The organism is Nostoc sp. FACHB-892 (assembly GCF_014698795.1).
Classification (GTDB): Bacteria; Cyanobacteriota; Cyanobacteriia; order Cyanobacteriales; family Nostocaceae; genus Nostoc.
Map to the genome: position 1 here is coordinate 1 of NZ_JACJTR010000138.1, position 3,079 is coordinate 3,079.

The window sequence follows — 3,079 nt, forward strand, 5'->3', positions numbered from 1 at the left end:
AGTTTTATCTTGCTCTCTAGTCAGAAATACCCTTAAACGGCTGCCCATATCGCTGTTACCTTTGTAGACACATTGTACGTATTTACTTATCTTTACATAGTTTGGTTTTTTCACCTTGTTCTACTTATGTAGCCAATAACTAAGGCTCTATTCCTTGATCGATCCAAGTATCAATTGCTGTTTTTACCTCTAATTCAGTCACGGCAGACCATTCTTTTTCGTTGATAGTTGTTTTAAATACCGCTCTTTTACCGTGACCAACTTTTTCCATTGAGTGTCCGCGATACACATTTTTAGGCTTAATCATTTTTATTAATCATCTTTATAGAATATTATAAACTGTCGCTCAATAAGAAGAGTAGTTTGATTTTCTATGATGGCTGCTGATCGAGGGGATGAGCAGAACTATAGATTATAGGGCTAATTCCAAGTAAGGCAGCTACGGGATAATTTTTATTATTTAAGTAAGCTACAATACTAGCTATTGCAGACCCCAGACCCTGTTGAAGTAGGAGACACAGTTTTGATTCTACGTCCTTTCTATGTAACTGGAAAAGTTGGGGTTGTTTGTGGTCGAGAGCCACACTCAGATGGTGAATCAAGCATACGCTGGCTTATTCAAGTAGATTCAGATGAGGAAAATATTCTAGTATCACTCAGGCGCAATGAGTTTGAGGTGATTACCCCAAAGTTAGAATAACTTCAGGCTGTTGCCGATGGCTCCTCACCAATTCCCAGTTCTTTCTTACTGTGCTTTAACTGTTTCCAAAGTCCCTTAATTTGCTGATAAGCATCTTCTGGGTCAAGCTTACCATTGCTTTCTAAACTGGTGATCATGTCAACTTTTTGAGCAAATTCTTGCAAGTTAGCATTAAACACTAAGTTTTCTGGTTTAACCTGTCCGTAGTAGCTATAAATAAAGTTTGTAGTTGAAAAAATACATTTAATATTTATTATTTTAGCCTTAATCTCTATCTAAAGATAGTTATTCTCCAAATAAATAATTTTCAATTTATTCTGACTAGTTAGGAAAACTTAAGAAAATATAAATATTTAAATTTTATCCCTGGCGGGGGGATTGTTCAGTCTTAAAAAAACTAGTTTTCTGATTACGTAATTAAGCATTAAGACCAAATACAACTTTCAGGAGAATTAAATGCTGCTCAAAAAAATCCCGGGTCTGCTCATAGCGGCAGTTATTCTGCCATGCTTTATTCAACCAGCTTCCGCTCACGTTATTTGGTTTGAGAAAGAAAATGCTCAATACAATTTATTATTTGGGCATCCCTTAATGAGATATTAAATTGAAAAACGATTCTTCAGATAGAAACTTATGGCAACCGAGCAAGAGCTTCAATCTCTTTTTAATAAATTAGATACCGATCAAGACGGTAAAATCTCCATTAATGATCTTTTTTTAAGTCCTGGCTTAAGTACAATCATTTCATCAGAAACAAATATCAGTACTCCCCAGGAATTGCTAGTAAATTATGATTCAGACTCTGACGGTAGTATTACATTTGAAGAGTTAAAGTCAGCCGTTAAGAAAGCAGATAATTTAACCTAGCTGTCAAAAAACCCAATACCAAATATCAATACCCAAAATCCCTCTAAGCGCCCACGTTTCGAGGGATTTGCAATTTTCATGGTCATTGGTGACTCGCTAGCACAAAAGAGATGACCACACAAGTAATTCACATAATATCCTTTGACATTCCCCAAACACTCACCCAGGTAGAAAGTGCTGCTATTCAAGGTTGCAAGGGGAGCAATGCTGAAAATGCCGCTTGGGCTTACCAGTGTTGGCTCTTTCTACAGCTGATGGGAGCAAGTTTGTTTTAACCCAAGATTGAACCTGAACCAACTTCCCATTGATATTTGAGCAGTTCCTGGTAAGTCTTTTCCCTTATCATCATCTGCTTATACAGCATCTGCAAAAATTCTTGAGCTTGTTCACGAGACATCTGCTGCACTTGATCAGAGAAAGTTCTAAGGCTAAATTCTTGTTCTAAAGATAATTCAATGGGTTGATTCATCGTTTTATTACCTACTCTTTTATTTGAGCTTGCTAAGTTAAGCAAATATTGCTTTATATAAATAAATGTTACGATAGCTTTACAAAAACCAAAGGGGTGTAAACCGTACCGATGTAGGTTAGAAATACCGTATCTGCTGCTGGAAACCTTGATATCAATCCATTGTGGCAACCCAAGTAAAAATCTAAGTTATAAAGTTTTTTACTTTGAGGTTTTAAAAGCATTTTTAGCCTCTGCTTCCGGCTGGCGATCGCAAGAGAGCGGGCGAAACAGCGCCATCGCTTAAAAGAAGAGATGGGCAATACAATTAATTATTCCTTTGGGCAAGAGTGGTGAACGTCGAGGCGTGATGCTGGAGTTGGAGAATGTGGAGATGACAAATTTGCTCAACTGGCGACAGATGCGCCCGATTGGGTGGAGTGGATGGCGTGAATCATCTGTTGATTGCCGTGTTTGGCAGACATTAAACCTTTTGTTATCGAACAAAATAGAGGCGTCAGTCGTCATAATTCAGTTGGGGTGCTTTGACAGAAATTGCGGATAGCGACGTAGGAGCGTCTGAATAACCGGGTTTAAAAGTTGAACTTCAGTGCTTTTGCTGCACCGTTAATAATTGTAAATGTATTAAATAATGTTATAGTACAGCAATTAACAGCACTTCATAGAGTATTAATAAGTTTAAAAGCATTGCTTACACTGCTTTAACAATTGCAAACTACTGCAATTGTAAATCGCTTCTCAAAAATTAAGGAGCATAGATATGAGTAACATATTGCCTAATTTATCTAATCTAGGACTTACGCATTGACAAAAAAGATTATCTATGTTGTCTAGAAAATGCCATCACTGCTAAGGTTTGCAAAAATATGCTCACGTACAACTAATGTGAACATGTTGCGTTGTATTTCGTACCAACTGCTAATTATTTTTTCAGACCGCATAAACTCCAATCTAACAAAAGCTTGAAGTGAACAAAATATGTGAGTCTTGATTGCATAGGTATCCCTAACCATGAACCGACAAATTCCACATACTTGTTTTAT

Annotated in this window: 7 protein-coding genes and 1 pseudogene; 3 read left to right on the top strand and 5 right to left on the bottom strand. The window is 37.0% G+C overall.

Annotated elements, in window-relative coordinates; all coding sequences use genetic code 11:
• Positions 1-139: 139 nt before the first annotated feature.
• The gene (locus tag H6G96_RS40450; protein ID WP_190920263.1) at positions 140-307 is read right to left on the bottom strand and encodes a hypothetical protein; all 168 of its coding nucleotides are present in this window, start codon (positions 305-307) and stop codon (positions 140-142) included.
• 177 nt (positions 308-484) lie between these two features.
• Between H6G96_RS40450 and H6G96_RS40455 the strand changes: the two genes are divergently transcribed.
• Positions 485-700 carry a hypothetical protein gene (locus H6G96_RS40455; RefSeq protein ID WP_190920265.1) on the top strand — a complete coding sequence of 72 codons (216 nt, stop codon included), beginning with the start codon at positions 485-487 and terminating at the stop codon, positions 698-700.
• 2 nt (positions 701-702) lie between these two features.
• Here the strand turns inward: H6G96_RS40455 and H6G96_RS40460 are convergent, their stop codons facing one another.
• Positions 703-939, bottom strand: a complete 237-nt coding sequence (locus H6G96_RS40460; protein ID WP_190920275.1) for a hypothetical protein — start codon at positions 937-939, stop codon at positions 703-705.
• A 394-nt stretch (positions 940-1,333) separates the two neighbouring features.
• On the opposite strand from H6G96_RS40460, the gene H6G96_RS40465 reads away from it, so the two are divergent.
• Both H6G96_RS40465 and H6G96_RS40470 read left to right on the top strand, forming a co-directional pair.
• Positions 1,334-1,567 carry an EF-hand domain-containing protein gene (locus H6G96_RS40465; protein WP_190920267.1) on the top strand — a complete coding sequence of 78 codons (234 nt, stop codon included), beginning with the start codon at positions 1,334-1,336 and terminating at the stop codon, positions 1,565-1,567.
• A gap of 110 nt (positions 1,568-1,677) precedes the next feature.
• Positions 1,678-1,842: a hypothetical protein gene (locus tag H6G96_RS40470; RefSeq protein ID WP_190920269.1), complete on the top strand. Its 165-nt coding sequence runs from the start codon at positions 1,678-1,680 to the stop codon at positions 1,840-1,842.
• Here the strand turns inward: H6G96_RS40470 and H6G96_RS40475 are convergent.
• The 3 genes and pseudogenes from H6G96_RS40475 to H6G96_RS40485 all read right to left on the bottom strand — a co-directional run.
• The gene (locus tag H6G96_RS40475; RefSeq protein ID WP_190920271.1) at positions 1,839-2,036 is read right to left on the bottom strand and encodes an NblA/ycf18 family protein; all 198 of its coding nucleotides are present in this window, start codon (positions 2,034-2,036) and stop codon (positions 1,839-1,841) included. The two genes, H6G96_RS40470 and H6G96_RS40475, sit on opposite strands and share 4 nt — an antisense overlap.
• 282 nt (positions 2,037-2,318) lie before the next feature.
• Entirely contained in the window at positions 2,319-2,543 is a 225-nt protein-coding gene (locus tag H6G96_RS41000) for a hypothetical protein (RefSeq protein ID WP_206757704.1), read from the bottom strand.
• A 323-nt stretch (positions 2,544-2,866) separates the two neighbouring features.
• A pseudogene (locus tag H6G96_RS40485) lies at positions 2,867-3,079 on the bottom strand (IS701 family transposase); the annotation flags it as partial.